Raw genomic sequence first — 14,909 nt, 5'->3', positions numbered from 1 at the left:
AAGCGCAATGCTTGGGAAGCGCCTCAGCGATTCGACTCCATTCGCTTATATTTTTAACTGGATGTAGCCAATTTAAGCGCTACAAACAGGTGATTCAAGCGAATAAAAGTTTAAGCGCCATTCCTTTTTCTCTTGGCCATTTTCTAAAAATAACGCATAAAAATTATATAAATAGAACTATTATAATTTAACCAAAAAATCAAAATCCCCGATCTTATTGCACAGCATGTTGAACTGCATATTAATAGGATTTCAGTTGGTCTAATGCCGATGTCATTATCGATAAGCAGTTGAAAAAATATGCCTTTGTCAAAAAATCTATATACCTCGATCGGCCTGAGTGCGATCCTAATGTGGTCAACCTTGGTGGGCCTGATTCGACTGATTAGCGAACGCATTGATCCCGTCACCAGTGTGACCTTACTCTATTCATTAAGTACTCTCATTCTGCTGATTTTATTTAAGATTCCAAAACTAAATAAAATTCCTAAACAGTACCTGCTGTTGGCAACACTACTTTTTGTCAGCTATGAATTGTGTTTTTCTTTTTCAATTACACTTGCCAATAATTCACAACAAGCTATTGAAGTCGGTGTACTCAATCACCTGTGGCCAAGCCTAACTATTCTTCTCATGGTGGTTTTTAAAGAAATTAAGTTTCATGCCTTATTAATTCTCGGCTTAAGCAGTGCATTCTTTGGAATTATATATATACAAACCAATGGTTTAAATATTTCTTTTCATCAAGTCATGCGCAATCTAATCGACAATCCATTGCCTTATATTTTGGCTTTGGCAGCGGCTTTTATTTGGGCATTTTATTGTCTTTTATTAAAAAAAATGAGCAATGGCGAAAATATTATCGCATTTCTATTCTTGATGACATCAATCACACTCTGGATAAAATCACTATTCTTTAGTGGTTTCAATTTCCCTCCGCTTGATCTCACTACTTGGTCTTATCTGATCGTGGCCGCATTATTTCTTGGGCTCGGTTATGCTGCATGGAATATCGGCATGGTTTACGGAAACATGAATGTCTTAATTTCCAGTTCCTATTTTATTCCGGTTATTTCTGCATTTTTTTCAGCGCTGCTGTTTGGCATTAGTTTAAAGACCTCCTTCTGGCTGGGCACATTCTTGGTGGTTTTTGGCTCAATACTGTGTTGGATCTCAACCAGTATTCACTCTTTTTCGCTCTTAAAAAGTCAGAAACGGACTGGGCGTAGAACATTAAAACTTAAATAATGCGATGGTATGAACAAAATAAAATAGACCTTGAATGCACTTTTTAACCCGTGCCTTTTCAAGAAGTGACTTAATATTTATGCTTTTAAAATAGAAAAAGGGTCTGAAAACGCTTTAAATAGGCTTCTTCCATAAAAGGATGATGCAAGAAGCCAAATATAATGAATAAATTAAAATCAATGCTCAATATAAGACATGATTAGAAATTATCTTTGGTCAGATCCAGTGCTTTTAAGGCTAACCACAAGGTGGTTATGTCATCGGTTTTGGTTAATGATCTTCCCGTAATTTTATGGATTTTCTGTACCCGATAAACCAAGGTTTGCTTATGAATATGCAACACTTTAGATGTCTCCTCCCACGAACGATTGTGTTCTAGAAAAACTTTCAAGGTATGAATATATTCGGACTGATGATGTTGGTCATGTTCAATTAATTTACCGAGGGTTTCTTTATATATTCTTTCAGCTTCATCCATGCTAAAAGGCAATAAAGAGCTAAACTGATTCATTCTTTCATAAAAATTTATTGCTTGATTGGGTCTTATGCTTTGAAGCGCAAATTTAGATTCATTAAATGCATGTTGCACACGATCCAAATCACCAATCAATTTGCTGACCCCTATTTCGGGGAATATTGCAGTCAACTGCTCAACATAATCACGTTCCAAGAGAATAAATAAAAAATCTCCCTGATATTTTATTAAAGCTGGAATGTTTTTACGGAAGAAAAAAGCCTCATAATCATGACCCTCAACATAGTTGACCATCACGGCGCTTAAACTGGTTAAATCTAACTGTAACTCAAGTAATCTTTTTTCTATATTCACATTGGAAATTCTTTTATTCAGCATATCTCCTAAAAAATCACCACCTAAGCGTAATTGACGCTGAAATTCCAATTTATTCTTTTCTAAATCTAGACTCACAATTGCAGCTAAATGGTGAATCACAGAGAAATCGATATCGGGTGATTTTACCACCAATAAACATTTTTGCAAACTCAGTTCAATGGTTTGTATCACATGATCTTTGTCAATTTTTTGCTTTTTAATTAAAGTCGATGCATGAAATGGTTTTTGATTCAGCGCCAAAACCCCTAACTTTAAATCTTCTGGAATAGGCGTTAAGCGTGGTAACCAATTCTCTAAACTTTGTGGGTCTAAAATATAAATTTCGCCCTGAATAATGCGATTGAGCAACACAATAAAATCTTTAGAAGCTAAGTCTAAAATTCCAATTTTGGCATTTTCATATAGCTTAGTAATCAGATTAGTACGCTCGAATTCTTTTTTATGATTGGCGTCAACAATGGTCTTGGTGACAGCAGCAAAAGGAACGCCATAATGCGTCATTAAAATAGGGAAATTATATTGTTCGGCAACACGACAGAGCTCACTAATATCTGCTGGCGCATTCATATTTTCACCAATCATTAATCCCGCCAAATTGGCATCAATTAAATCTTGAATATATTTTTGCTGAGAGGTTTTTGATTGAGGTATTCCCAAGCCAGTCGTCATTAATAAATCACCTTCGCCCAACCATGCCGTTGGATTGGGTAACTCACTGACATGAGCCCAATTCACCAGATTGGCGCCATTATTTTTACCACATAAATAATGGGTTCTTAATTCTGGTCTGTTCACTAGATCATTGATTGTCATAATCATTTAACTAACCTCCTATACCCTCAATCAGACTTGATTATTTTCTCATTGCGGACTTATTTAACTCAATAAGTCCAAAGCGACCAAACTTTAATAAATTTTAAGCGAACGACTTCCTCATCAAAAAAGATCATTTACATGCAAAACCACACCACTTCCCCCGTATATAACAATAGATAAATTTACGGTAAAACTCATCATTTTAAAACTTAATACTTGCCTTATTCTAGCGTTAAGCATGCAAATTAATGCGTATTATTCAATTTATATTTATGCACGCCAGCCCATACTAAATATCTTTTACTTGAGTGAAATATAAAAATTAAGCGAAAATTGAGTTCTAATTAAAATCATCAGTAAGCACAACAGCCGACCAGTGCAAATTTTTTAAATAAAAAAAATAGACCCATTAAAATAATGAGCCTATTTGCAATATGAAAGATCTAAGCAAAATTATTGATAAGCAGCCTGAATTTGATCTCGGATAAATTCATAACTTGATGCATTGAGATAGGCGTACCGGCCTTTTTCACTAAAACTCTCATAAGCAGTGCCACCATAAGATGGAGAAATGACATTTCCTTTACCATTCCATTGCCCATCATGAATTTTTCCATCTTTCTCCATAGCAGGATCAGCACCTGGATAGTAAAGCTCATTCCCATTGTCATCTACACTATATGCCACATTAAATCCTGAGACACTCCCTTTCTTAAATTTATACATGCCATGATAGTAGAGAGGATTGGTGTAATTTGCGATCCAAGCATCTAGAGTCGCGGTTATTCCATAGCTGTCTGCGCCAAAATAAAATTGTGTCTCTTCATAAACCACTGTTTTAGGCACATAAACATATGCACCCTGTGGGAAGGTTGCCCCACTTTGCAATAATTTAGTAAAAGCAGCTTCGTCATGTAATTTAAACTGATTCACCCAATCAAACGCTAGATATGTATATTTCGTCCGACTAATTGACTGATTTTCTAGGATCTGTTCTGGGAAAATATCTGCTATTTTTTTACCTGAGAGGTCTACTTTTTCAAAATCAAAATCAACCTTATCAGCTTTAAACTCACACAGATTATTAAATGTAGCACGTGTCAATGTTGTACCTTGCGTTGCAACAAGATAGCCTGCTGGCCACCCATTATTCTGTTTTTGATAATCAGAACTGATAAATAGCCCATGATTATTCAGAATATAATCCGTACTATTGCTTGCTTCATTTCTATTTAGCTGCTGATCAGAAGAATTGTGAACAATATGAGATTGTAAATAAAGCATCTGCCCATCACGCTTCAATTCATCCGCATAAAACGCAAGCTTATTTGATACATCATAATCGAATAAATAATTAAATTGATAAAGTGACTCATCAAAAATAGAGCTACTTGCAGCAGGAAGCGTGGAATTTAACAGAACCCCTCGATCACATTTGGAAGTGGTTTCTGTTGGTTGATTAGGCTTAACGCTATTATCTGGGTTATTTGATGTTGACGAACCATCCGAACTTGATCCTCCCCCGCACCCCCCCAAAGTAGCCATCGACGTAACAAGGGCCAAAAATATAAATTTATTCATAAGCATTGCCTACTGGTTATCGTTTCATTGTTTTTTGTTGTTGTATTATGCACAATATTTCTTATTATAAACAACTGATTATTTTACGTGCAATGATCTGCTTATCGTTTAAATCCATTAATGCAACAGCCAACGACTCGCGTTGGCTGAGCACTTCAACAGTTTAATCACTTAAACAACGAAAAAACCATGCGTCGCATCTTTTGCAAGTTGCTCCACCAAACCAAACTCCCAATCCAAATAGGCTTGCATCGCTGATTTAGAATTATCAGTTCCTTCATAGGGCCGTTTATAACGATCAATTTCCGCAGATAATATATCATGTTGATTTTTTTCAATGGCATAACCCTGTGCCTGCCATGCTACATTGCCACCACTCAGCACATAGACAGGTTGTGTCAATAACCCGCTAAGTTCCTCGACCGCATACTGTGCCAACAAGCTCGAACCACAAGTCACCACAACGCTATCGGCTGTCTGTAAAACACCAGTTCCAACAACACGGGCAATATCTGCTTTGAGTAACCATTTCGCTTGTGGGATATGACCCTTTTTATAATTGGCCAAGGTGGTGAAATCTAAAACCACGACATTTTCTTGGGTTTGGCGCTGTTGTAATTGCGCTGCTGTGATCTGGGTGACTGCTGCCAGCGTTGGGGTATGTGCTTTCCAAGTGCCTGTTTCGGTAAGTAATTTATCGAACTCATCCACCAGTACATAGACTTCCCAATTCATTTGCGCCAACCAAGAACCGGTCATATAGGCACGTACCAATTGATCATCTACCAATACAATCCGTGCACCACGTGTCGCAGCAACATGATCGGTTTCTTGCACCAATTGCCCTCCAGCGACCCAACGACTCTCGGGCAAATGTCCAGTCAAGTATTCAGCTTCACTCCGCACATCAAATACATACGTGGTTTTATCCGCTTGATCACGCAATGTATCTAAATGGGCTTTGTTGATGGTTTTTACCCCAGCGCGCTGTGCCAGTGCGGCTGAATTTTGCTGGGCAAGCGCATGTTGTGTTGCATCAAGTACATCCGAATACACAAGTTCCTGCCCATGTGCCAGTGTTTGCTCAGCCAACGTCCAACCAATCGTCCCATTGCGTAAGGCATAAATCGGATGCGGTACTTGGGCATTAATTAAGGACTGCGTACCAATAATGCTTCGGGTTCGCCCAGCACAATTTACAATAATGGTGGTGTCTGAATCTTTCACCCATTGTGTTGCACGCAGTACCAATTCAGCACCTGGCACACTGCGCCCACCTGGAATACTCATGGTGTGATATTCATCAAAACGACGTGCATCTAAGATCACGATATTATCTTGATTATTAATTTTTTCCTGTAATGCTTCAGCACTCAAAGATGGCGTCTGTTTATGATGCTCAACGAACTCACCGAAGGCTTTACTGGCTGAATTGACATCACTAAACAGTTCCCCTCCAGCCTGTTCCCAGCCCTTTAACCCACCCGTCAACACATGGACATTGCGATAACCATAAGCAATCAGCTTGGGATAGGCACGTTCCACCAAACCTTCACCACCGTCATAAAGCACCACCAACGTGTCTAAACGCGGAATACGATTATAAATTTCAACTTCTAAACGTGACAAAGAAATATTGCTGGCAAACAAAGGATGCTGCTGTGCAAATAGATGTTCTTCACGTAAATCAATAATCGCAATCTCGTGTTGAGCAATTAATTTTTCACGTATTCCTAGATAGCTGATTTGCGCTAAATTTGACATCGTCGACTCTTTAAATAATTTGTTTTTTAGAAAAGTTATAGATCTGCAGCATTGGAATACCCAGAAATAAAGGCTTTCGGGGTACCATCAAGCTGATAGGTAAAACGCTCGACTTTACCGATATTGGCACCATAAATATGGATGCTGATTGAGGTCTGATCGTCATAAGCATTGTTGACCGCATGAATATCACCCGTTTCAGGGCGGAACCAATCGACGTCTCCGACATTTAGTCGGGTTGGCGTCACCTGTGCCTGAAAACCGGCGTCAGTGTGCTGAAAAGCAGTCGATATTTCAGCCCCCTCCAGAACGCCTATCACGCCCCACACTTCATGATTATGAATCGGGGTCTTTTGCCCAGCACCCCAAACAAAACTCACTATCGAAAAGCGGTCTTCAGGATCGATATAAAGTGCATACTGTTGATAATAATCAGGATGTGGCTGTTTAAATGCGCTCGGCAACCAAGCCGAATCCTGTAACAGTTGTTTAAAATCGGGGAGCAATCCAGCAATGATCTCTGTCGGCAATTGTTGCTGAGTAATCGCTTGCTCAATATTTTGAATCAAAGGCTGAAGTGCCGAAATCGTGTGACTCATAAAACATTCCTTATTCTCGAGTTTTAAAGCTGCGGTCAAAAAGTGATTGAACATCAATAGACTTCGACAATAACCCATATTTCACATAAAAGTCTGCTGTACCTTGCGAAGTGGTCACCACCTCATCTGAGATCTGTGTCCATTTGGCATGCTTACGCTCAAACGCCAGAGTGGCTGGTTGTTCAGGAATTCCCGTAATACGTGCCAGTTCCTTGCCAAAGGTCTTGTAGTTCTGATTGGCCCATTGTTGCGAACGCTCTAAGCGGTAAATAAAGTCTTGGATGGCAACACGTTTTGCAGGATCTGCTAAGGCTTTTTCAGTGCCTGCCAAAAAGGTATAACCTGAATATAAACCGCGACCATTTTCAATAATACGAAAACCATCAATCACTTCCGCATATGCGGTATAGGGATCCCAAGTTGCCCAAACATCGACTGAACCATTGGCGACTGCTAATTTTCCATCTGCTGGTGGTAAATATTTAAAGGTCACATCATCAGCTTTGAGCCCTGCACGTTCTAAAGCTTTATAGGTCACCAGTTGCCCAATCGAACCTTTGTTGGCCGTTACAGTTTTACCTTTAATATCCTGAATGGTTTTAATCGGGCTGTCTTTGGGCACCAATAAAGCCACGGCATAAGGGTCATAAACATTGACCGCAATTGCTTTGGCGTGCCCACCATTGGCATTGGCAAAAATAAAGGGAGCATCACCCAAATAACCGATATCAATGGCATTTACATTTAAGGCTTCGGCCACTGGCGCTGCGGCAGGAAACTCATACCAGCTAATTTTGTAATTGATTCCTTTGAGTAAATCAGAGGCTTCAAGCTGTGCACGCATATTGCCTTTTTGATCACCGACTTTCAGTTCAATCAGACTATTTTCTGGTGAATTTGGCTGGGCCGCCGCCTGTTCCGAGGTTTTACTGCATCCAACCATGAGTATGCAGCTTAAGCTAACTATCGCCACGATAACTGGTTGCTTAAACTTAAGCGCACTTTTATACAATGTATGCTGCTGGTGCTTCATTCTTTTTTCCTTTTTGCGCTTAGGCAATCTTGGCAAGATCATGATGGCGAACGCGTTCACGTAACTGCGGAATCAAAGCTTTGCCGTAATCAATCACATCATTGAGTGGATCAAAACCACGGATCAACACGCTTTCAATTCCCAATTGATAATAATTAAACAAGGAATCTGCCACCTGCTCAGGCGTTCCCACCAAGGCAGTCGAGTTATGATTGCCATGCACCAGAGATGTAATCCCTGTCCAAAGGTTTTGGTCGTGACGCTGCTGATTTTGGGCATAGGCGACCAAACGCTGTGCACCCGTACTCTGTGCCGTTTGACGATCTTTTCTAAGCCCCTTTTCAGCCAATTGCTGTTCTGTCAGCGCATAAATATGCTGGGCTTTTTCCCATGCCTGTTGTTCAGTATCTGCAATAATCGGACGGAATGAGATATTAAAAGCCAATGCTGTTTTACGTGCCAAGGACTGGGTTTGTTGATGCAATTGCTGCACGATTTGCGCGGCACCTGCCAAGGGTTCGCCCCAAAGTGCAAATACATCGGCATGTTCAGCAGCAACCTGTAGTGCTTCAGCTGACGCACCACCAAAATAAATCGGGATATGCTTTTGGAAGGGCTTTAATTCAGAAAAGCCATCTTTGACTTGAAAATGTTGCCCGTCATAATCAAAAGGCTGCGGGTTATACCAAACCTGTTTAATAATCTCTAAAAATTCTTTGGTGCGTGCATAGCGCTCAGGCTTCGCCACAAAGTCACCATCACGTTGCTGTTCAGGGTCACTGCCGCCAGTAATTACATGAATGGCCAAACGTCCCTTTAATAAATGATCTAAAGTGGCAAATTTACGTGCAGCCAAAGTCGGAGCCACAAAACCAGGGCGATGTGCCAAAAGAAATTTTAAATCTGTGGTGTGTGCCCCTGCGTGTGCCGCCACCAAAAAACCATCCGGTTGATCTGACCATTGCCCGATCAACACCCGATCAAAACCAGCCTGTTCATGTGCTTGGGCAAATTCAGCGATATAGCTTGGATTAAACACCGCCCCTTGTGGTGCAATGATCTCCGATGCTTCACGATGACCAATCATCCCTAAAATTTGAATTGTCATGTCGAATTCCAAATATATTAAATCTTGGAATTCACTCTAATTAAAAAATTAGTATGCGTGAAATATATATATATAATAAGTTAATATTAAAATTAGGTATTAGGCATATTCAGCATTTTAAATTCATTTACTGGTCAATCTGCATCTCAATGCACCTCGATTTAACCATGCAGTAGACAAAATAAGCAATTAAACCAATATCTAAGCCAAATTTAATTGGGCTTTAAACAATTGAGCAACCACCTCTCCTGCCGCTTGCTGTACCGGGCTAAGTGTTGGGTGCTGTACATAAACAACCACCAAATCTAGATTTAATGCAGGCAAATCTAAAATCGCAAGCTGAGAAAAATCGGCATAACCTTGAATAATTTCAATCGGTGCAAAGCCTGCGCCCATTCCTTGACTAATCAACTCAAGCTGTAATTTTGAACCCGCAACTTCAATATTTAATTTAAGTTGTTTTTGTTTGAGTTTTTCAGTTAAGGCATGCCGAAAACCACAACCTGCTGTATTTAAGATCCAGCCCAATTGTTGTAAGTCATCTAAACTCGACACGCCAGCGCGATGCAATGCTTTAGAAATAATCGGACGCACGCTTAAACTTCCCATCATCTGCACTGGAAATTCCTGTGGTAGCGCCTTCAAGTCTGGTACAGAGGAAATAATCGCATCCAGTTGACCTTGTTGTAGTTTCAGTAAAAGTTCACTGCCCCAACCTGCAGTCAGCTCCAGTTCAATCTGCGGATAATCACGTTTTAATTGATTTAAAATATTGATTAAACCAATCTCTGAAAAACTATTTGGGATTCCCAAATGCAACTTACTTGCATTTTGATGTTGTAGCCGAATCATTTTTTGGAGTTGTTGGATTTCCTGTTCGATGACACAACATTGCGCATAAATATCGCGCCCCATTTGGGTCAGCTTTAACGGTCGACTCTGCCGATCGAAAAGCTGTACAGCGCAGACCTGTTCTAAATTTTGAATACGACGTGTTACTGCAGGCTGACTAATGCCCAATTGCTGCGCGGCCAACCGTGTCGATTGAAATTTCACAAAAGATGTAAATGCATGAATATCTTCAATTTTCATTTAAAGTAGCCTATCAAATTACAGCAAAGATTTTAGTATAAGCAGTCAACTTCGAACAGCAAGTGATTATGCGTCCATCATGCTAAAACCCTTATAATATTTAAGGCAAGCAATGTCTGAAAAAATTCATAAATTGAAAAAAACAATATCTTCAACACAGAGTCAAACTAAAGTGTTGTACACTTCTGTAACTAAAGAAATATAAACAGAAAAAAGGATACTGATATATTAAGTTTAGTTGATCGTCTTGTTCTTTTAGATCAACCCAAATCATTAGACCCACAATAAATCATTCAAAATGGTATGCCGCTCATGACTCCACTGCTTACGCACGCACTCACTGTATTTATGGCTTTTTTTGCCATTATGAATCCTATTGCCAACACAGCTGCATTTGCAGGCTTAACAGGCAATATGGATAAATCACAACAAGTTCAAGTTGCCACGAAGGCATTAATTATTACCTTTGTCGTCATTGCCTTATTTTCTGTGCTTGGGCAAATGATCTTTAATTTATTTGGTATTAGCTTACCCGCTTTGCGTATTACTGGCGGGATTCTCGTATTTCTGGTCGGCTATCATATGTTACAAGGCTCTGCCTCAAGTATGCATAGCAACAAAGATGGTGATACCTCCAAGGCAGCTGATAATAACGATATTGCGATTTCACCGCTGGCCGTGCCGTTATTGGCAGGTCCTGGCACCATTGCAACGGCAATGAATTATTCAACAGTTGGTGGTATTCCCGCAATGCTCACCACAATCTTGGTCTTTTTTGTTTTATGTCTGATTACCTTCGTTTGCTTTATTTTTAGCGCCAAAATTATTAAAGCAATCGGTCAAAATGGTTTAAATATTGTGACCCGTTTAATGGGTTTAATCCTTGCAGTCATCGGAACACAAATGCTCATTGCTGGGATTAATGGGGCATTTCATTTTTAGTTAAGTTCCACTTTTTAAGGAACTCTAAATCAATCACCTGTATCGATGGATTAGCGATGCTCAAAAATAAAACAGCGCTAAACCTGAATGCGATAACCAATATGAGGTTAGTTTTCAACCAACAATGTAAGCTTTTGCGCACAGCGATTCAGGCCCTTTGCCTCTAGGCGCTCAAGCAGCAGCTTCCTATAATAAGCACATAGAGAACAGGATGTTCCAGCTCAATACTCGGATGTAAGGTACAACAGGAGTTATACCTAGAGAACCAATACGGAAAAGCCCGACAGGATGTCGGGCTTTTTTTTATCGTCTTATTATCTTCATCTCAGCTCCGGCCTTGATTCCCAACCCTTCACATGCAATCGATCTGCAAAAATAAAATCATAATCATAGATACCATTCATTCTGTTCTAAGCGCCCCACCATGTATTAGCCTAATACCGTCTTAGCATAGCTAAGTGGTCGAAATCTAAAAAATATACACACCTACATACCCAAAATCGAATACTTTTCACTCGATTGTGTGCGATATTTCGTACAAAGCTTCACGTCCTTCTCCTCTATGCAGCCAAACGAGCGCTCCCTATAATAAGGACATAGAGAACAGGATGTTCCAGCTCAATGCAAGGACTAAGGTACGACAGGAGTCATACTTAGAGAACGAATACGGAAAGGCCCGACAGGATGTCGGGCCTTTTTTGTTGTACCTCAAATACCAAGAGTTGAGTGGGCTCACTGCTATTCATAAATCATTTAAGCTGATCATCACAATCTTCATCACGCTGGGATGAAATGCCCGAATCAAACTTTCGGGTATCAATACTCCAATGAGCATCAGCAAAAGTGCCAAGCCCTGCTGTTAAAAATAAAATCCAATATAAGTGAAGTACTGGAATACTTGAAATATTACGCTGAACCAACTGAAACAAGAAAACCGCTATTAAAATCCCACTTTGCTTAAATTTTAACTCACGTCCCCAATGCCGCATTCTCTTCCAGCACATTGGCCAAACGTTTCGAATGCGCAATCAAACGTTCTAACCAACGCTGCGCAGCCAATAACTCTAAACTGGTTGCAGCACTCAGCTGATGAGTCGTGGCATATTGCACAATTTGTTCACGTAGTTCATCACGATGTTGATCAAGCCACGCTTTAAAACGGCTTAGATCGGCCTTAAGGCTTTGAATATCTTCGAAACGATGATGAGCACGAATATCCTGATAATGACTGATTAAAATATGCAGATAATCCAACGCAATTTGCTGCACAAATGACATGGTGCGAATTTTAATAACTTGATCGATCTGCTCTAAATCATTACGCAGCACCCGGACATAGACCATAATCCGTAATAAGCCAATCAATTGCTGGCGCTGCTGAATATTATCTGATACCGGAAGTTGCGCTAAAAAATGTTCTAATTGTCGAATAATTTCATCAAGTTGCTCGAGTTGACTACGTAATGGCAAGATGCCTTCTTGCAGCGCATGCTGCAATATATGAAACATATTGCTCAAACAGGTATAGACCACATGTTCCGCAGAAGCGATGGCCAATTCTGGCACGGCGAAACTGGCCTGATCGAGATAATCTAAGATTTCAGGTGCATCACTCGGCAGAAAGCGACTGATCAAACGCTGTAATTGATCAATATATGGCAATACAAATAAAGCACCAAAACTACTAAAGGCCGTATGAAATGCCGCCACCCAAATTACGTTATCTAAGTTGCCATGCGCATCATCGAGCTGCACTAACCAAACAAAAAGCGGCATTAAAATAAAAAATGCCAAGACCCCACTGATCAGATTAAAAATCACATTGGCTGCGGCAGTTCGTTTGGCATTAATCGATGCACCAACCACAGACAATAAAATAATACTCACTGAACCAATATTTTGCCCGATCACCAACAACAATGATTGTTGTAAATCAATCGCTCCAGCAGCAAGTGCTGCCAAGGTTGTCGTAATTGCAGCTGTTGAGGATTGCAGTAATACCGTCATGACGATGCCAATCAGCACCAATAACAGTTTGCTCGTCAAGCGATCATAGCCAAAAATAGAAAGATCCACTTTTGTTGCAATATCGGACATCGCGATTTGTAATAAGTCGATGCCAAAAAACATCAACCCAAAGCCAGCAATCGCAAAGCCCATCAGCGCAATACGGCCTTTCATCAACAACTTAAGAATGGCGCCCAATCCAATCAATGGCAAGGCAATGCTGGCAATCGAAAAACGTACCCCAAGCAATGCCACCAGCCATCCTGTGCTGGTGGTTCCGATATTGGCGCCAATCACCACACCAATTGCTTGGCTAAAATTAAGCACCCCGGCACTGACAAAGCCAATCGTTGCTAAAATTGTAGCGGTTGAGGAATGCATCACCACCGTTAGGGCAGCTCCAGAGGCGGTTGCTTTCAAAGGCGTGCGGGTAAATCTGGTCAACCACGACTTAAGCGTGTCCCCAGCCAATGATTTTAAGCTATCTGTCATTAAGGTCATGCCGATGAGGAAAATCCCCACCCCACCACAAAATTGGGCAATAATTTCTAACATAAAAACCGATATAAAAAAGAGTGGTTAAATTTTAACGAATTAAAATAATAATGACGTAATTTTATTGCAGTTTAGCCAACCAAATTACTTAACTTGGTTGGCTATTCAATACTTGTTGTGCCTTCTTCAACACAGCAATAACGGGCTCATGCCGATTTAATCAAATTAAAATTCAATTTATATCAACACTTAAGCCATGGTATGAATTGTCTCTTTAAAACGTTTTAACGCAAAATAGAACAACACACAACCAATACTAAACAGCGCCAAAAAGGATGGCCACACCGTGCCAAAGCCAGCATCACGGTACAATACCGCCTGAGCCAAATTGACAAAATGAGTGGTTGGCGCAATTTGCATAATGTTCTGCACTAAACTTGGCATACTTTCACGAGGTGTCATGCCGCCTGAAAGCATTTGTAAAGGAATCAGCACCAACATCATCAGCAAACCAAATTGTGGCATCGACTTGGCCACGGTCGCCAAATAAATCCCCAATGAGGTGGTCGCAAACAAAGACAATGCAGCGCCCATAAAGAATAGCCACAAACTGCCATCAATCGGCACCTGCATCAGCCCCATCACCACCAGATGGATCGAGGTAAATGAAGCCAGTAACACCACCAAGCCCATCGACCAAACCTTGGCCATCATAATTTCAAAAACACTGACTGGCATCACCAACAAATGTTCAACCGTGCCATGTTCACGCTCTCGAATCAGTGCAGCACCCGTTAAAATAATCGATAACATGGTGACGTTATTAATCACTTGCATCAGACTACCAAACCATTGCCGATCAAGGGTCGGATTAAAACGTGCACGCAATTCTAAGTCGACAGGAAAAGCCATTGCACTGCGGTGATGCTGTGCATATTCATTGACTTCACTTAGAATAATTTGTTGTACATAGCCACTGCCCGATAGGGCTTGAGTCACCCGCGTTGCATCCACATTAAGTTGAATTGCAGCAGGTCGACCTGCCAAGACATCCTCTTGAAAACGAGATGGAATATTCATGCTAAAGCTATACTGCCCCGCATCCATCCCAGCATCCATTTGGTCTAACGCAATCATTCTCGGTGCAAACAACGGCGGATAAAATGCCGAGGTGATGCGCTCCGATAAAATCGAACGGTCCTCATCGACAATCGCAATCGGAGCATTGTTTAAACTTTCAGGCAAAGATGATGAGCCAGTATAAATCGACATGGTAAAAGTATAGGTGATCAGCAATAGCATCATCGGATCACGCCACAGGCTCCATAACTCTTTGCAACCGAGCCGAAAGATGTTCTGTAATTTATCCAT

12 protein-coding genes are annotated in these 14,909 nt (G+C 40.6%); 2 read left to right on the top strand and 10 right to left on the bottom strand.

Going from position 1 to position 14,909, the window contains the following annotated elements:
- Positions 1–306 precede the first annotated feature (306 nt).
- The gene (gene yddG, locus FD716_RS00990; protein WP_139853581.1) at positions 307–1,248 is read left to right on the top strand and encodes an aromatic amino acid DMT transporter YddG; all 942 of its coding nucleotides are present in this window, start codon (positions 307–309) and stop codon (positions 1,246–1,248) included.
- 199 nt (positions 1,249–1,447) lie between these two features.
- Here the strand turns inward: yddG and FD716_RS00985 are convergent, their stop codons facing one another.
- The 7 genes from FD716_RS00985 to FD716_RS00955 form a co-directional block, all read right to left on the bottom strand.
- Positions 1,448–2,920, bottom strand: coding sequence for a PucR family transcriptional regulator (locus tag FD716_RS00985; protein ID WP_139850554.1), 1,473 nt, complete (start codon positions 2,918–2,920; stop codon positions 1,448–1,450).
- A 450-nt stretch (positions 2,921–3,370) separates the two neighbouring features.
- Entirely contained in the window at positions 3,371–4,498 is a 1,128-nt protein-coding gene (locus tag FD716_RS00980; RefSeq protein WP_139850553.1) for a hypothetical protein, read from the bottom strand.
- Between the two features lie 171 nt (positions 4,499–4,669).
- The gene (locus FD716_RS00975; RefSeq protein WP_139850552.1) at positions 4,670–6,262 is read right to left on the bottom strand and encodes a rhodanese-like domain-containing protein; all 1,593 of its coding nucleotides are present in this window, start codon (positions 6,260–6,262) and stop codon (positions 4,670–4,672) included.
- Positions 6,263–6,297: 35 nt separating this feature from the next.
- Positions 6,298–6,861: a cysteine dioxygenase family protein gene (locus tag FD716_RS00970; RefSeq protein WP_139850551.1), complete on the bottom strand. Its 564-nt coding sequence runs from the start codon at positions 6,859–6,861 to the stop codon at positions 6,298–6,300.
- 10 nt (positions 6,862–6,871) lie between these two features.
- Positions 6,872–7,894 carry an ABC transporter substrate-binding protein gene (locus FD716_RS00965; protein ID WP_228714894.1) on the bottom strand — a complete coding sequence of 341 codons (1,023 nt, stop codon included), beginning with the start codon at positions 7,892–7,894 and terminating at the stop codon, positions 6,872–6,874.
- Between the two features lie 19 nt (positions 7,895–7,913).
- On the bottom strand, positions 7,914–9,002 hold the full coding sequence (locus FD716_RS00960) for an LLM class flavin-dependent oxidoreductase (protein ID WP_139850550.1): 1,089 nt from the start codon (positions 9,000–9,002) through the stop codon (positions 7,914–7,916).
- Positions 9,003–9,203: 201 nt separating this feature from the next.
- Entirely contained in the window at positions 9,204–10,094 is an 891-nt protein-coding gene (locus tag FD716_RS00955) for a LysR family transcriptional regulator (protein ID WP_139850549.1), read from the bottom strand.
- 312 nt (positions 10,095–10,406) lie between these two features.
- On the opposite strand from FD716_RS00955, the gene FD716_RS00950 reads away from it, so the two are divergent.
- On the top strand, positions 10,407–11,036 hold the full coding sequence (locus FD716_RS00950) for a MarC family protein (protein WP_139850548.1): 630 nt from the start codon (positions 10,407–10,409) through the stop codon (positions 11,034–11,036).
- Between the two features lie 749 nt (positions 11,037–11,785).
- On the opposite strand, the gene FD716_RS00945 is transcribed toward FD716_RS00950, so the two are convergent.
- The 3 genes from FD716_RS00945 to FD716_RS00935 all read right to left on the bottom strand — a co-directional run bounded on the left by FD716_RS00945 (position 11,786) and on the right by FD716_RS00935 (position 14,909).
- Positions 11,786–12,025 carry a hypothetical protein gene (locus tag FD716_RS00945; protein ID WP_139850547.1) on the bottom strand — a complete coding sequence of 80 codons (240 nt, stop codon included), beginning with the start codon at positions 12,023–12,025 and terminating at the stop codon, positions 11,786–11,788.
- The gene (locus FD716_RS00940) at positions 12,006–13,598 is read right to left on the bottom strand and encodes a Na/Pi cotransporter family protein (protein ID WP_139850546.1); all 1,593 of its coding nucleotides are present in this window, start codon (positions 13,596–13,598) and stop codon (positions 12,006–12,008) included. The genes FD716_RS00945 and FD716_RS00940 overlap by 20 nt, the downstream gene beginning before the upstream one ends.
- A gap of 189 nt (positions 13,599–13,787) precedes the next feature.
- Positions 13,788–14,909: an ABC transporter permease gene (locus tag FD716_RS00935; RefSeq protein WP_139850545.1), complete on the bottom strand. Its 1,122-nt coding sequence runs from the start codon at positions 14,907–14,909 to the stop codon at positions 13,788–13,790.

The organism is Acinetobacter pullicarnis (genome assembly GCF_006352475.1).
Lineage (GTDB): Bacteria > Pseudomonadota > Gammaproteobacteria > Pseudomonadales > Moraxellaceae > Acinetobacter > Acinetobacter pullicarnis.
Note: the sequence above shows the minus strand (reverse complement) of the source record. Positions and strands in the feature narration are given on the sequence as shown.